10 protein-coding genes are annotated in these 16586 nt (G+C 39.5%); 9 read left to right on the top strand and 1 reads right to left on the bottom strand.

Annotated features, from left to right (window positions below):
- The first annotated feature begins 158 nt into the window (after nt 1-158).
- The 9 genes from AC0IWT_RS00050 (at nt 159) to AC0IWT_RS00010 (ending at nt 14887) form a co-directional block, all read left to right on the top strand.
- Entirely contained in the window at nt 159-3185 is a 3027-nt protein-coding gene (locus AC0IWT_RS00050; RefSeq protein ID WP_471795452.1) for a tetratricopeptide repeat protein, read from the top strand.
- Between the two features lie 4 nt (nt 3186-3189).
- Nucleotides 3190-4884 carry a TonB-dependent receptor gene (locus AC0IWT_RS00045; RefSeq protein WP_471795451.1) on the top strand — a complete coding sequence of 565 codons (1695 nt, stop codon included), beginning with the start codon at nt 3190-3192 and terminating at the stop codon, nt 4882-4884.
- Nucleotides 4885-4937: 53 nt separating this feature from the next.
- Complete coding sequence (locus AC0IWT_RS00040) at nt 4938-6377, top strand: HU domain-containing protein (RefSeq protein ID WP_471795450.1); 1440 nt, start codon at nt 4938-4940, stop codon at nt 6375-6377.
- A complete protein-coding gene (locus tag AC0IWT_RS00035) occupies nt 6377-7081 on the top strand; it encodes a MotA/TolQ/ExbB proton channel family protein (RefSeq protein ID WP_056870340.1) in 705 nt (234 codons plus the stop codon). The genes AC0IWT_RS00040 and AC0IWT_RS00035 overlap by 1 nt, the downstream gene beginning before the upstream one ends.
- Nucleotides 7081-7482 (top strand): ExbD/TolR family protein, encoded by a 402-nt coding sequence (locus AC0IWT_RS00030; protein WP_056870341.1) that lies wholly within the window; start codon nt 7081-7083, stop codon nt 7480-7482. Before AC0IWT_RS00035 ends, AC0IWT_RS00030 begins: the two co-directional genes overlap by 1 nt.
- A complete protein-coding gene (locus AC0IWT_RS00025) occupies nt 7482-8297 on the top strand; it encodes an energy transducer TonB (RefSeq protein WP_471795449.1) in 816 nt (271 codons plus the stop codon). Before AC0IWT_RS00030 ends, AC0IWT_RS00025 begins: the two co-directional genes overlap by 1 nt.
- 33 nt (nt 8298-8330) lie before the next feature.
- Complete coding sequence (locus AC0IWT_RS00020) at nt 8331-9620, top strand: bifunctional folylpolyglutamate synthase/dihydrofolate synthase (RefSeq protein ID WP_471795448.1); 1290 nt, start codon at nt 8331-8333, stop codon at nt 9618-9620.
- Nucleotides 9621-9689: 69 nt separating this feature from the next.
- The gene (gene pafA, locus AC0IWT_RS00015; protein ID WP_471795447.1) at nt 9690-11342 is read left to right on the top strand and encodes an alkaline phosphatase PafA; all 1653 of its coding nucleotides are present in this window, start codon (nt 9690-9692) and stop codon (nt 11340-11342) included.
- A gap of 173 nt (nt 11343-11515) precedes the next feature.
- A complete protein-coding gene (locus tag AC0IWT_RS00010) occupies nt 11516-14887 on the top strand; it encodes a methylmalonyl-CoA mutase family protein (protein ID WP_471795446.1) in 3372 nt (1123 codons plus the stop codon).
- Nucleotides 14888-14940: 53 nt separating this feature from the next.
- Here AC0IWT_RS00010 and AC0IWT_RS00005 read toward each other — a convergent pair whose 3' ends face one another.
- Nucleotides 14941-15921, bottom strand: coding sequence for an acyl-ACP desaturase (locus AC0IWT_RS00005; RefSeq protein ID WP_056870346.1), 981 nt, complete (start codon nt 15919-15921; stop codon nt 14941-14943).
- Nucleotides 15922-16586: the final 665 nt, after the last annotated feature.

Genomic DNA, 16586 nt, shown 5'->3' with positions numbered 1-16586 from the left:
TGTGTTATTAACAGATGTTAATTACTTCTGTTGATAAGCTTTGATACTATTTCTAATTTAGTACCGACCATTTTTGAAACCGTTGCAACAAACACCACCTGATAAAGTGCTGTTATAGCGAAATTATGATGGCGCATTACCATTGAAAAGATATACGAATGAAAAAAAAATACTTACTGATTCCGCTAATTTTAGCAGGAAGTTTTAGCACATATGCACAAGTTAGTGCGGTGCAAAACCTCAATAAAAACTATCAAACGGGGTTAGAATTATTAGATAAAGAAAAATACACAGCCGCATCGCAGCAATTTAAACTTGTAGAACAGCAACGTATTAAACCCGCATCGCAATCAGAAAGTAATGCAGAACTATCGCTGCTGAAAGAAAATGCAAAGTTCTACGCAGCTGTTTGTGCGTTGGAACTTACAAACAGCGATGCAGAGAGTTTATTTCAAGCCTTCATTCGCGATTACCCTTTAAATCCAAATACAAAACTTGCTTATTTCTATGTTGGAAAGACCTATTTCAATCAAAAGAATTATGAGAAAGCGCTCGAATGGTTTGAAAAAACCGATCCTTCCACCCTATCCGGAAAGCAAAGAAACGAATATCAGTTTAAGCAAGGTTATTCATATTTCCAGTTAAAGGATTATGAGAAAGCCGAACCCCTTTTTGAAAAAGTTAAAAAAGAAGAGGGTGAATTTCAGGAAAGTGCTACTTACTATTTTGCCTACATTAACTACCTAAACAAAGAGTATAAAACAGCCTTAGCCAATTTCGAAAAACTTAAAGGCTCGCCTACCTATGAAGCAAGTTATCCGTATTACATAACCTCTATGTATTACCTGGATGAACGTTATGATGATGTAATAAGCTATGCGCTCCCAGCCATTGCGAAAACTAAACAACAATTTGAGCCCGAAATGCTGAGTTTAGTGGCTGCTTCTTACTTTGCAAAATCAGATTTTAAAAATGCTGAGAAATATTTTGCAGCGTTTTACGCAAAAGATAAAAGCGAAGTAAAAAACAACCTTTTCATTTACCAGTATGGCTATTCCTTGTTTCAGAATAAAAAATACACGCAGTCGGTTGCTGTATTGGAAAAATTGAACACGGATGATGTTTACCTTCAAAATGGTATGCACACTTTAGGAAAAGCATTTATCCAGTTGGGCAATAAAGAAAAAGCCCAAAGTGCTTTTTTCAGGGCTTCGCGATTAGATTTCGACAAGGCTATACAGGAAGAAGCATGGTTAAATTATGCGAAATTAAGTTATGAGTTGAATTTTCATCAGCAAGCGCTTGATGCGACACAAACTTTCTTAAAAACTTTTCCAAAATCAAAGAAAACAAACGAAGCAAAAATTCTTTTGGGTGAAGTATTGCTTACCACCAAAAACTATCAGGCTGCCGTAGATATCCTCGAGCCAATCCCCGATAAAAACTTAGAAGCTAAAGAGGCTTATCAGAAAGTTACCTATTTCCGCGGACTTGAATTTTACAATGAAAGAGCATTCCCGAATGCCTTGTCTATGTTCTTGCGTTCTGATAAATTTCCCGAAGATAATGAGATACATGCCTTAAACACCTATTGGAAAGCAGAATCGATGTACGAACTGAGAAAATATGGTGAAGCGGTTGCTACATTCGAGAAATTTTTAAAAATGCCTGATGCCGATAAAACGGGCGTTTATAACTTTGCCAATTATGCGTTGGCATACGCCGCTTTCGAAGATGAGAAATACAGCAAAGCGGCTACTTACTTCGAGAAGTTTTTGGCAGGAAATGATAAAGACCAGAAAACGGTTGATGATGCAACAATTCGTTTAGCAGATTCATACTTTGTTAATAAGAGCTACGGCGATGCGATGAATAATTATAATAAGATAATTAGTCGCAAAACAAGTGCTGAAGATTATGCCATTTTTCAAAAAGGTATGATACAAGGTTTGGAAAACCAGTACGATACTAAAATTGCAACCATGCAAACTTTGCTGCAACGCTTTCCAAACTCAAATTATGCCGACGACGCGGGCTTTGAAACGGCTTATACTTATTTTAACAAAGGTGATTTAGAAAAATCTAAAACCGATTTAGTTGGTTTGGTTGCAAAGTATCCTCGCAGCAGCTATGTTCCAAAGGCGTTGGTAACCATTGGTTTGGTACAATACAATCAGGACCAGGACGATGCCGCTTTGGAATCATTCAAAAAAGTTATTCGTGATTATCCAAGCGCCGATGAAGCTAAGCAGGCAATGGAATCTATCAAAAATATCTACATCGATAAAGGCGATGCGAATGGCTTTATTAGCTATGCTGGCACAACACCACTAGGTAATTATTCTAATGCAGAACAAGATAACATTGTTTTCGCGGCTGCCAATAATTTATACCTAAAAGGAGATGCAAACGGTGCTTTACAGGCGATCAATGCTTACTTCGATAAGTTCCCGAAAGCAATTCATGATAAGGAGGGAAAATTCATCAGGGCAGAATCATTGGTTAAATTAGGCCGGCCAGAAGATGCTATTGCAGATTATGAATACATATTAAATGACTGGACAAGCGATTATACAGAGCGCTCGTTATTAAGTATTTCTAAAGTGTTTCTAGACCAGAAAAAGTATAACGAAGCAATCGTCTATTTGAAGCGCCTGGAAACTACTACAGATTATAAAGCACATTACGGTTATGCAATTAATAATTTGTTGAAAGCTTACACTGCTCTCAATTCGGCTGACGACATGATAAAATATGCACAGCTGACCAAGGAGTCTGAAAAGGCATCAGAGGAAGAAAAAAACAGTTCGGGTTTATATGCTGGTAAAGCTTATTTATTGAAAGGCGATACAACCACGGCCGTAAAAGAATTTAAAAATGTTGTGGCCAGTACAAAAACAATTGCCGCTGCAGAAGCCAAGTATAACCTTGCTTTTCTGGAGTATACGAAAGGTGATTATAAAACTTCATCAAAAACCTGTTTCGATTTAATTAACAACATGGCATCATACGATTATTGGGTGGCTAAATCATTCATCTTATTATCAGACAATTATGTTGCGCTTAAGGACAATTTGCAGGCGAAAAGTACACTGCTAAGCATTATCGATAATTATGATAATAAAACAGATGACATCATCCCTACGGCAAAACAAAAATTAGAAAAACTAACCCCGAAGAAGTAAAATCATGAAGTTTAATAAATATATATACAGTACGCTCATTTTTGCTGCCGGATTTATCACAGCTGAGGCGCAGGAAAAGAAACAGGAAGAGAAAGCGGCGGTTAGTGAAGAGATAGAGGTTGTTCGTCCTTACAAACCAATTTTAGCTGAAGCCGTTAAACTGCGGAGAAGTCCGAATTTGGATGATGTTAAAACCTATAAGGCGAAACTTAACTATAGTGTAACGGATAGAAAACTTGAGATTAACAGTGATATACAGAAGCTTCAGGCGCAGGCCTTGGTTGATGAAAAACAAACTGAGTTAGTAAACAATTACGTAAAAGGTGGCTTTGGCTCACTGGCAACTTTGCTCGGCGAGGTCTATGTAAATATGGGCCGCGACCCTGCCCTACAGGTTGGTGGCTATTTTAAACACTTCAGTCAGGAAGGTAAACTGAACAAGCAGAACAGCAGCAACCAGCAATTTAGCCTTTTTGGCCGGAGCATTATGGATGAAAATACAATTAGCGGCCGAATCAATTTCGAGCGCAATGGTTTGTATTTCTACGGTATCGATAATGATCGTCCTGCTTTAAACCCTAATCCTCAAAAGCAAGCCCTAACATTATTTGAGGCAGAAGGAGAGTTGATAAGAAATTATAAGGAAGATACTGATGCTTTTAGCTATGCTGTGAAGGCGAATGGCTACGTATGGAACGACAAATTTAGTGCAAAAGAAAGTTATTTAACTTTAAACGGGTATTTAAACAAGCGGATTAACTCTTTAAATTTAGGGCTCGCAGCATCAACCGAATTTGGCAATACCAAGGATCTGGCAACAAGCGTAGGAAATAACCTTTTGCGTTTAAACCCTTATATCCGTTTACAGGTAAAAGGGGCAAAAGTTACCGCCGGCATTAATTTCGTTCAGGAATTCGGAGCCTACAGCAGCACAAGGATTTTCCCAGCTGTTACCGCAGATTTTACATTAATTCCTGACTATTTACAGGTTTTCGGAGAAGTAAAAGGAGATGTAAACCGCAATTCGATGAAAACTTTTACAGATGAAAATCCATGGTTAAATAACAACATCCTGATTAAGAACACGGTTGAAAAATTAAGCATTAGTGCAGGAATAAAAGGCACGGGCGGCCCTGGTTTTGGCTACAAAGCACGTTTCTACATGAAACAAATTGATGACATGCCTTTATTTGTGAACAACTTTACCGATTTTAATAAATTCGACGTAATCTATGATTTTGGGAAAGCAAAAATAACTGGTTTGGAAGGTGAAATCTCGGTTCAGGTTAGTGATGCTTTAAAATGGACGGGTAAATTAAATATAGACGACTACAAGCCAGCATCTGAAACCTATAGCTGGGTTAAACCAGGCTTAAAAGTGAGTTCTAATTTCCTTTACACTTATAACAAAAAATTGAGCTTTAATGCGGCAGTAGTAATTCAGGATGATGTTAAAGCGAAGATATATACTGGCGCACCGGTTCCGGCAAGCCAGTATGTAGTTCCAAATACCAATATCGAACTCATTCAAACCGTTAAAGGTTTTGTAGATTTGGGCCTTGGAGCGGAGTATCGCATAAACAACAAATTCTCAGTTTTCGCTAAAGCTAATAACATCTTAAATACCAATTATAGCAGGTACTTATTTTACCAGGTAAATGGCTTTAACGTATTTGGTGGCCTAACCTATTCTTTTTAAGCACGTTAATTTATTATTGTGTCGATTTAGAATAAAACGCTAATTTTACCGGAATGGATATCTTATTATACCTTTCAGAACTCTTACAGCAAAATACTTCGGTTGGATTGACCGGCCTTGGTACCTTTTTAAAAAAAAAATTTGCTGGCAGATACGACAAGGAAAAACAATCGTTTTTACCTCCGGGATATAGCCTGCAATTTACCAGCGATGTTAAGAATGAAAACTTGCTGCAAACCTTTATCTCCGAAAAAAGGAGTATTTCAGCTGAAAGCGCAGCATATTACATTGCTCAATTTGTTGAGGAGGTAAACAAGCGTTTGGAAATTGACCACGAGGCTGAGCTTGAAAACATAGGTCGCTTATTTTTTACTGAGCACGAAGGTTTAAGTTTCGAACCATCTAAAGCTATAATTTATGGTTCTGAGTTTTATGGTTTACCAGCGATAGCAGAAACTGAAGTTTCGGCAGAGCCACCAGTACAACAGAAGACAGAGCAGGAAAATCAAACCCACCCTGAAACAGCGCATGAAATTTATGATGAAATTGCGGAAGCTCCGGGTAATGGCGCACATTTAACTGCCAATAATTTGCCTCAGGACGAAGCAAAACATCCTCTAATCGAAAACATAGAATTAGATGAGGTAAAAGATGATTTGAAGCATACGCTTGCCAACTCAAATGTCGAGTCAGGCTCAACTGCCGATGTTAAGCATGACGAAGTTGCTGTGCCTGAGTCTGTAAAAGAGCAACATCAGGAACATCCAAATCGGTTTGGCCATCAACCAGAATCCGAACTTCCTAAAACCTACGTAAACCTTGAGGATGATTCATCAACGGTCGAAAAAGTTATCGAAGCTCCTGAATTTATAAAAGAACAGCATGCGGAGCATCCAAATCGATTTGGTAACGACCCGCTTGACTATACCGAAATCCACGAAGAGGAAAGCAAATCTGTTTGGCCAAAGGTATGGATTGCCCTTTTTGTATTAATTTTACTTGTCGCAATCGCGTACTTTGTTAAACCGGAATGGTTCGGAAATTCAGCAACAGTGAAAGAACCAACATCGGTTGCTAAAGTTGTAGATTCTGCAAATGTAAACAAGGCCGATGCAACAAAAACCAAACAAGATTCGATTGCAAAAACCGATAGTATTTTAAAGGCAAATCAGGTATCGGCAATGGCTGATACAGTTAGCAGAAAAAATATCACGCCTAATCAAAAGCAAACCGTAGCTGCTCCGGGAACATCGATGTTTCATGTAATTTCAGTTTCTTACGCTACTGAAGCTGCAGCGCAACGGTACATCGATAAAGTGAAAAAAATTGGCCTTAATGCAACCATTGCAAAGATGGAAGGCAAAAGAAAAAAAGTCAGTATTGCCAGCTTTACTACAAAAGACGAAGCTGAAAAACAAAAGAATATCCTCCAAAAGAGATTAAAAGGAGAAGGATTTTACGTTAAAGAAATAAAAAACAACACACAACCATAATGATAACTTTATTAATTCAAGACACCACGCAAGCGCTTCAAGACACGGCAAATGCCTTAAACCCGACATTATCACAACCGGCACCGGAATTGCATTTTATAGATCTGTTATTCAAAGGTGGTTGGGTAATGATTCCGTTGGCTTTTTTAGCCTTCCTGGCATTGGTTATTTTCGTTGAACGTTACCTTACAATTAAAAAATCTACAAAGGATGAATCAAATTTAATGGTTCAGATCAGATCTTACATACAATCTGGAAATTTGGAAGGTGCTTCTGCCCTTTTAAGAAACAACAACTCGCCCCTATCCCGCATGTTGCAAAAAGGGCTAAAAAGAATTGGCCGTCCAATTAAAGATATTGAAGGTGCAATTGAGAACGTTGGAAAATTAGAAGTTTCAAAACTCGAAAAAAATATAAGTATTTTAGGTATTGTTGCAGGTATTGCACCAATGCTTGGCTTCGTGGGTACAATTGTTGGGGTAATTACCATTTTCCATCAGGTATCAATAAAAGGAGCGATTGAAATCGGTACAATTTCTGGTGGTTTGTACACCAAAATGATTACATCGGCAACGGGTTTAATTATTGGTATTATTGCTTATGTTTTATACCACATTTTAAACATAATGGTCGAAAAAATCATTCTTAAAATGGAAACCGATGCAATTGACTTTATTGATTTATTAGAAGAACCGGGTAAATAATGAATTTAAGAAAGAGAACTAAAGGCTCGGTAGAAGTACATACATCGGCATTAAATGATATAATGTTCTTTCTGATGCTGTTTTTTCTATTGGCATCGGCGGTCGTAAATCCACAGGTGGTTAAATTGTTATTGCCGCAATCATCCAGCGGACAACAGTCTACAGCTAAAAAAGCAGTTACAGTTAGTATAGACGAGAATTTAAATTATTTCGTTGATAAAAAACCAGCAACTGCAGAAAGTCTGCAATCAGCTATTGAAGCTTACCAAAAGCTGGCGCCTGATATGACCATTATTTTATATGTGGCCAAAAATGTTCCCGCAGAAAATATAATGGTTGCCTACGATGTAGCGAACAAATTGAAATTAAAACTTGTTTTAGCTGTTGAGCCGAAAAAATAATGAATTACAAAGAAGAAAATAATTATCCAAAAGCCGTCGCAATCTCTACCGGAATAATGGGGCTTTTGCTTGCGATTAGCTTTTTAATTGTGATTAATTCTTTCGAGCCACCCGAAGATTTGGGTATGGGCGGGATGGTTGTGAATTATGGAACTGCCGAAACCGGCATGGGTGATGATTATACAAGTATCGAGGAACCATCTGCGGACCCAAACGCCAACAATAAGCGGCCAGATAAAGTTGTACCGGAAGAAAAGGTTACGGAAAATACCGAATCGCAAACAAGTGATAAGGAGATTCAGACACAGAATACAGAAGATGCAATAAGTGTAAATACGAAAAAAACGAAGCCAACTACAACTACCCCGACAACTACAGCAGAAGAAAAACCTTCAAAGCCGGTCATTAATCAGAACGCACTATACAAAGGCAAGAAAAATACCGGTCAGGGCGGCGGCGATGGAACTGGGAACACTCCTGGGAATCAGGGCTCGGTAAATGGTGACCCATTGGCTAATAATTATGGTAACGGGGGTTCAGGCTTCGGAAATAAACCAATAGAGTTAAGGCGCTTTTCTAATCTCGTTATACCTAAAGATGACGGACAGAAAACCGGCAAAATTGCCATCAGAATCTATTTCAACAAAAACGGAGACATTACAAGGGCAAATCAGGAGTTAAAAGGTTCTACAATTACAGATACTGATTTAGTTAACAAGTGTATCCAGGCCGTGCTAAATTCGTCGTTAAGTAAATCAGATGTTGGCACCGATAACCAAACAGGTGTAGTCGTGTTTAACTTCAAGGTGAAATAAGCCTACCCATTTCTATTTTCTTTATTAAAAAGGATGAACTATCAAGAAACGCTGGATTTCCTTTACAGTAAATTACCCATGTTTACCAGGGTTGGTGCCGCTGCGTTTAAGAAAGACTTAACCAATACAATCATTTTTTGTGAAGCTTTAAACAATCCACAAAATAAGTTTAAAAGCATACATGTTGCAGGTACGAATGGCAAAGGTTCTACATCACACATGTTGGCGTCTGTTTTACAGGCTCAGGGTTTCAAAACCGGATTGTACACCTCACCCCATCTGAAAGATTTTCGCGAACGAATTCGTATAAACGGGAAAATGATAAGCAAAGCTGAAGTTAAATCTTTTGTTAAAACGAATAAGAAGCTAATTTTTGAAATCGAACCCTCATTTTTCGAAGCTACTGTTGCAATGGCCTTTGAACATTTTGCGAGGCACCAGGTGGATATCGCAGTCATAGAAGTTGGCCTTGGGGGGCGTTTGGATTCAACAAATATCATTACGCCAGAAATTTCTGTGATTACGAACATCAGTCTCGACCACACGAATATGCTTGGAAACACCTTGCCGGAGATTGCGGGCGAAAAGGCAGGTATCATAAAAAAAGGAATCCCTGTAGTTATTGGTGAAACTCACCCTGAATCTGAACCAATTTTCGTTGAAAAAGCAAAAGCTGAGAGCGCTCAGATATTTTTCGCCGATGGTGATTTAGAAGCTCGGGATATTTCCGTTAAAAACAATAAACTACAACTATCAGTTTATGAGAAGAACGCACTTAAATATCAAAAATTAAAGAGTGACTTAACAGGCTTGTATCAGCCAAAAAACATTTTGACTGTATTAAAAACACTTGATGTTTTAAATGAGCAGAGCGGACTTAAGGTTGCGAAAAAATCAATTTACGACGGGCTCGCTCAGGTTAAAAAACTTACAGGGCTACAGGGGCGTTGGCAAACTTTAAGCAAAAACCCGCTGATGATTTGCGATACCGGCCATAATGATGCTGGCATAACGGAGGTGATAAAGAATATAGAACAGACGCAGTATGAGCGCCTCCACATCGTTTTCGGGATGGTAAAAGACAAAGACATCACCAAAGTATTATCGTTAATGCCAAAAAACGCAAGTTACTATTTTTGCAAGCCAGACATAGAACGTGGCCTTGAAACGTACGAACTCCAGAAGCAGGCAGCGGAATTTGGGTTGGAGGGAATTGCTTGCCAGTCAGTGCCGGAAGCCAAAGCGGCTGCAATCAGTCATGCGGGTGAAAATGATCTGATTTTCATCGGTGGCAGCACTTTTGTAGTGGCCGAAGCACTATAAAAACTTTACAGAAAGTTCAAAAATTCTTCATCTAAAAATTATTACTTTTAGCGTTTAAAATAAATTAGAATGAAGAAAATTTCGAGCTTAATCGTTTCCCTGTCTATCTTATCGCTCACAACAGTTTCAGCTCAAACAAAAAAATCAACACCTGTTAAAACATTCCCCGCTGAAGTTGCCAGACCAAAATTGGTTGTTGGTTTAGTAGTAGACCAAATGCGCTGGGATTACCTTTATCGATATTACAACCGGTACACTAACGGTGGATTTAAAAGACTAATTAACGAAGGATTCTCGGTCGAAAATACTTTCATTCCATACACGCCAACGTACACCGCAGTTGGGCACAGCTCTATTTACACAGGTTCTATACCGGCCATCCACGGAATTGTGGGTAATGATTGGTACAATCCTGAAACCAAAAAGAATGTTTATTGTACAGAAGATTCGACCGTTGTTACGGTAGGCAGCACGCCATCAAGCGAGGGAAATATGTCGCCAAAAAATTTATTAGCAACTACAATTACTGACGAATTGAGATTGGCTACAAACTTTAGGGGAAAAGTAATTGGAATTTCTCTTAAAGATAGAGGGTCTATTTTGCCGGCGGGCCACGCCGCAAACGCAGCTTATTGGTACCAGGGCAGCACAGGAAACTGGATTACCAGTTCATACTATATGAAAGAAGTTCCTAGCTGGATTGCTGACTACAACAAACTTAAATTGGCAAATAAATTTTACGCAAAGAACTGGGAAACGCTGTATCCCATAGCATCGTACGTAAACAGTACCGCCGACCAAAAAGATTATGAAGGTAAAACAAGTACATTTCCACATCAGCTCACTCAAAACATCGACAAAAATTTCGATGCCATTAGGAGTACGCCTTATGGAAATACAATAACGCTTGATTTAGCGAAGCTTGCAATTTTATCAGAAGATTTAGGACAGGATAACATCACCGATTTCTTAGCAGTAAGCTGTTCAGCAACAGATTATGTTGGCCACGCGTACGGTCCTAATTCTATTGAGGCAGAAGATACCTACCTCCGCCTGGACAAAGACTTTGAAGAGTTTTTCAACTATCTTGATAAAAAAGTTGGGAAAGGGAATTACACTATATTTTTAAGCGCAGACCATGGCGTGGCACACGTACCCGGTTTCATGAAAGAGAACAAACTTCCGGGCGGCACCGTGAGCGACAGGGATATCGTTTTTAAATTAAACAGTTTTTTAAACGATAAATTTAAGGTTAACAATGTTGTGTTAAAATCAATGAATAACCAGATAATTTTTGATCATGATAAAACCGACAATGGAACAGTTAGTTTCGATGTTATTAAATCAGCATCAATGGAATTCTTAAAACGAATGGACGGCTTTGCAAACGTTGTCGATATATCAAGAATTTCACTAGCTACAATTCCAGAAGTGCAGAAGAAAATGATTACGAATGGTTACAATGCCCGCCGAAGTGGCGACCTTTACTACATTCTCGATCCAAACTGGTTTAACGGCAGTACTACTGGTACTACACATGGTAACTGGAATCCTTACGACTCGCACATTCCTTTAGTATTTATGGGTTGGGGAATAAAACCCGGCGCATCAAATAAAACACATTATATGACTGATATAGCGCCGACCCTCGCAGCTTTATTGCACATTCAAATGCCAAGCGGTTGCGTTGGTGAGCCCATAACGGAGATTACTAACAAGTAATAGTCCATTCATCAGCAATTCATTGCCCCGGAAAGTTCCAGACTTTTTGGGGCATTTTTATTTATAATCAGTATCAATGCTATTAATCATCTGCCAGATAATAAGTAATTCTTACATTTGCGCAACCAAATATATTTAAGGAAAGATTTATCTTTTCTCCAAAATACCGCAATATGCAACAAGTAGAAATATACAAACCAAAAAATAAAATCCGTTTTGTAACCGCTGCTTCTCTTTTTGATGGGCACGACGCAACGATAAACATTATGCGTCGAATTCTGCAATCATCAGGCGCTGAAGTGATACACCTGGGGCATAACCGCTCTGTTGATGAGGTTGTTAACTGTGCCATTCAGGAAGATGTTCAAGGTATCGCAATGACTTCTTATCAAGGCGGACATATTGAATATTTTAAATACATGTTCGATTTGCTTCAGGAACGTGGCTCGGGCCATATTAAAATATTTGCCGGCGGTGGTGGCGTTATCTTACCATCAGAAATTGAAGAGTTGGAAGCCTACGGCATCTCTAAAATTTATTCTCCTGATGACGGAAGGCGCATGGGCCTTCAAGGGATGATAAATGATATGCTTATACAAACGGATTTTGTTACTAAATCAATCATTACAGATGAATTAGTAACCATTCCGGGCAAAGATGTTAAAGCAATTGCCGGCGCAATTACGGTGGCAGAAAACGATCCGGAAGGTGCTCAAACATTTGTAGACGAGCTAAAAAAGCTTTCGAAAAATAATAATGCCCCTATTTTAGGCATCACAGGAACCGGTGGCGCCGGAAAATCGTCACTGGTTGATGAGCTGGTTAGAAGATTCCTTGTAGAGGTTAAGGATAAAACATTAGCAATTATCTCTGTAGACCCTTCCAAACGTAAAACTGGCGGCGCTTTACTTGGCGACCGGATACGCATGAACGCCATTAACAATCCGCGGGTTTACATGCGCTCACTTGCAACACGACAAGCAAACCTGGCTCTCTCCAAAAATGTTCAGGAAAGCATAGATATTTGTAAAGCTGCTGGTTATGATCTAATAATTGTGGAAACTTCCGGTATCGGCCAGTCTGATACAGAAATTACCGAACATTGTGATGTTTCCTTGTATGTGATGACACCAGAATTTGGCGCTGCCACTCAACTGGAAAAAATTGACATGCTTGATTTTGCCGACCTTGTCGCTATCAATAAATTTGACAAAAGAGGTGCCTTAGATGCATTAAGGGACGTTCGTAAACAGTATAAGCGCAACCATAATATTTTTGATGCGAAAGATGAAGAAATTCCGGTGTATGGAACTATGGCATCGCAGTTCAACGACCCTGGCATGAACAATTTGTTTGTGGCCTTAATGGAACAGATAAAAGTTAAAACAGGAACAGATTTCCATGCAAAAATGGAATTAACGGCCGAGCAATCAGAAAAGATTTACATTGTACCGCCGGATAGGATTCGTTATTTGGCAGAGATTGCAGAATCCAGCCAGACTTACAACGAATGGGTTGATAAACAAGTTGCCATTGCCAGAAAAATGTATCAGCTTAAAGGTGTAATAAACCTTGCGGATGAAAATAAAACTTTAGCAATTGGTGCCGGACTGGAAGAAGCATACACGCATTTCGAAGAGCAATTGGATGGCGAATGTAGACGACTACTCCGCCACTGGCCTGAAACCAAACGCAGTTACAAAGAAGAGTTTTTTATCTACAAAGTGCGTGATAAAGAAATTAAACAGCCCTTGTATTACGAGTCGTTATCCAAGCTTAGCATTCCAAAAGTTTCCCTACCCCGTTATGAAGACTGGGGTGATATTTTGCGCTGGCTGCTTACGGAAAATCTTCCCGGAGAATTTCCATACGCGGCGGGTGTGTTTCCGTTGAAACGGGAAGGAGAAGACCCAACACGAATGTTTGCCGGAGAAGGCGGGCCTGAACGGACAAATAAGCGTTTTCACTACGTTTCCTTGGGTCAACCCGCCCACCGTTTGTCTACAGCGTTCGATTCGGTAACCTTATATGGCGAAGATCCACATGTTCGCCCGGATATTTATGGGAAAATTGGTAACTCAGGGGTGAGTATTGCCACTTTAGACGACGCGAAAAAACTATATTCAGGCTTTGATTTATGTGCGGCCTCTACATCCGTATCAATGACGATAAATGGTCCTGCGCCTATGTTGTTGGGGTTTTTCATGAATGCCGCGATAGACCAGCAATGTGAAAAATACATAGTTGAAAACGGACTGGAAGCTGAAGTAGCCGAAAAAATAGATGCGATATACAAATCAAAAAATATCCCGAGGCCAAGCTATAACGGCACACTGCCAGAAGGAAATAGCGGATTAGGGCTTATGCTACTCGGCGTTACAGGCGACGAGGTGCTACCTTCGGAAGTCTACTCAAAAATAAAGGCCTATGCAATCAGTTCAGTCCGTGGAACCGTCCAGGCAGATATACTCAAAGAAGATCAGGCACAGAATACCTGTATATTCTCAACAGAATTTGCCTTGAGGATGATGGGTGATATTCAGAAATATTTTATTGATGAAAAAGTGCGGAATTTCTATTCTGTATCAATTTCGGGTTATCACATTGCTGAGGCGGGCGCAAACCCGATTTCGCAGTTGGCATTCACATTAAGCAACGGCTTCACATTTGTAGAATATTACCTTAGCCGGGGCATGCATATTGATGATTTTGCGCCAAACTTATCATTTTTCTTTTCCAATGGCATCGATCCGGAATACGCAGTTATTGGCCGCGTGGCCAGGCGTATTTGGGCTAAAGCAATTAAAAATAAATACAAAGGAAACGATCGATCGCAAAAGCTAAAATACCACATTCAAACATCCGGGCGCTCGCTTCACGCTCAGGAAATAGATTTTAACGATATCCGGACCACTTTGCAGGCCTTGTATGCCATATATGACAACTGTAATTCATTGCATACAAACGCGTACGATGAAGCCATTACAACGCCAACCGAAGAGTCAGTACGCAGGGCAATGGCAATTCAGCTCATCATAAACAGGGAATTAGGATTAGCAAAAAATGAAAATCCGCTACAAGGCGCATTTATTATAGAAGAACTTACGGATTTAGTAGAAAACGCTGTTCTGCAAGAATTTAAGCGCATAAACGATCGTGGAGGCGTATTAGGTGCAATGGAAACCATGTATCAACGTGGCAAAATCCAGGAAGAAAGTTTGTATTACGAAACATTAAAGCACACCGGCGAGTACCCAATTGTTGGCGTTAATACCTTCTTAAATAAAAACGGTTCTCCAACTATTGTTCCGGGCGAAGTAATCCGCGCTACTGAAGAAGAAAAGCAATATCAGATAGAAACCTTAAAAGCCTTTCAAGATAGAAATGAAGATAAGTCGGCATATCTCCTCACAAAGCTTCAAAAATCGGCCATTGCGGGTGAAAATATCTTCGAACAGTTAATGGAGGTTTGCAAAGTCTGTTCACTAGGACAAATTAGCAAGGCATTATATGAAGTAGGCGGCCAGTACCGTAGAAACATGTAAAACAAAAAAAGCCACGATTAAAAAATCGTGGCTTTAAAAAAGTTATTGGTAATTTAACCAGCTATCCAGGTAAATTTATAGTCGATAGTTGGGTTTTTCATTCGTTCTGCTACCCGCAAAAGCCTTGCAGGCAAATTCATAATGTAATCTCTAGCTTTTTCACCAGCCTCATCCAGGTCACGCATGCCTTCAATTTTCCAATCTTCGATAAGCTGCTGCATAATTTCTACATAATCTACCGCAGTGTAAACACCAAGTCTTTGTGCAGCATCCGTAAAGTGGCCAAAGGTCTGCCCAATTTTCAAGCCAACCTCACGTAAAAAATGAGCGGGCATTACAATCTTTTTACGCATCATGTCTTCAAAAGCAATCATTGCTTCATTAGGGTCAACTTCAAAAATCTTATTCATAAAATCTTTGTAAGCCTTTGCATGCCTTGCCTCATCAGAAGCAATTACACCACACATTTTTGATAGTAAAGTATCTCCATCCTTTTTGGCCAGAGAAGCTACTCTACGGTGAGAAATGTTCGTGGCCATTTCCTGGAAACTTGTATAAATAAAGTTCCTGTACGGGTCATGACCGGTACCGATATCGAAACCGTCAGCGATTAAATATTGCGTAGAAATTTCCATCTGCCGCATATCAACCCGCCCAGAAAGATATAAGTACTTGTTCAACAAATCACCATGCCTGTTCTCTTCTGCAGTCCAATGCCTGTTCCACTTCATCCAACCACCATCTTCCTTCATACTAGGCCCTTGAACCATTGCAAGCCAGGATTCATATGTCGGCAAAGCCTCTTCCGTTATTGTATCACCAATCAAAACTGCAACTAAATCGTAAGAAAGATCCTTAGCATTTTCTCTTAAATTTCTAATGTCCTGAAAAAATGTGTCGCTTGTAGAATCTGGTAAGAAATCAGACGGCTGCCAATTTGTGTCAATTGGTTTAAGATAGGTATCCATCATCTCAAGCATATATTTTTCAATATGCACCATTACTTCCCTTCTTTTATCTGCAAAAAAACTCATTATCTGTGGTTATATATTTGTTATTAGCAAAGATAGCCAAATAATATGGCAAACCTTACAATATTAACACAAATGGCCTAATTCAGTTTTAAATATGATATAAGTGATGAAGAGTATGTACATTGATACGCATAAAAAATGCAAGTTATCTTACATTTTAAGCCAGGTTGTATTCCACACCATTCTTACTTTGCAAATTGATAATGGTAAACATTTTTCCTAAACTCAAAAAGCGCTCATCTAACCTTTCGATTAGCTAAACACACAGGTTAAAATTTTGGAAAACGAGCGTTGGTTTTCCATAGGTGCTACCGCCCCGCTGTTTGCTGCAATCTTTTTGGGCTGCGTGTGTTGCCGGAAGTGAAGGCTTTGTGCAGCCAAAAAGGATTTCCGCTGCCATCGGGTTTAGGGCAGCCGGTTCCGGTGGTACCTACGTCCGCCTGTTTCCGCCAGCACGGCCAACTACCTTCCCCGCCAGTAAAACAGCCAAATGAATTCGCTGTGGACTTTCAACTTTAGTCTTTGCGCTTCGGACTTTTAGCTTTAGCCTTTTAGCTTTCCGCTTTGGTCTTTGCGCTTAAGTTTTTAAACGAAGAAACCCCTGCAGTTGTTACTGCAAGGGTTCTTGTTAAGCTGCATTTTATGCAGTTTAAGATTTGGCACCG

It is taken from the genome of Pedobacter sp. AC464, assembly GCF_979253075.1.
The sequence above is the reverse complement of the archived record's forward strand: the minus strand, read 5'-3'. Positions and strand labels throughout refer to the sequence as shown.